Source organism: Ferrovum myxofaciens (assembly GCF_000735045.1).
GTDB classification, from domain to species: domain Bacteria; phylum Pseudomonadota; class Gammaproteobacteria; order Burkholderiales; family Ferrovaceae; genus Ferrovum; species Ferrovum myxofaciens.
In genome coordinates, this window is record NZ_JPOQ01000580.1 from 1 (window position 1) to 281 (window position 281).

Genomic DNA, 281 nt, shown 5'->3' on the forward strand with positions numbered 1-281 from the left:
CACTGAAATATCAACGCGTAACGAACGCAGCAACACGCTGCCCACTTTGTGCAAACCCGTCATGATATCAATTTGATTCCACTGCATAATTCTAACTTCGCCGCATTTATATGGATACCCCACTTTTTTTAAGCCAATCGAGTTCTACCTTCAATCGGCCAATCTCGCTGTACAGCAGTTCCGGCTCACGATGCTCAGCCGTCGGCTTTGGCCCTCGCTTTCCTTCAAACAGCGTCTTGGCTTGCTCCTGAATTTCCTTCTTCCACTGCCCTACCTGCACC

General features: G+C 49.1%; 1 pseudogene. It reads right to left on the reverse strand.

The features are described 5' to 3' along the window. Window positions 1–109 precede the first annotated feature (109 nt). A pseudogene (locus tag IV91_RS18250) lies at window positions 110–281 on the reverse strand (transposase); the annotation flags it as partial.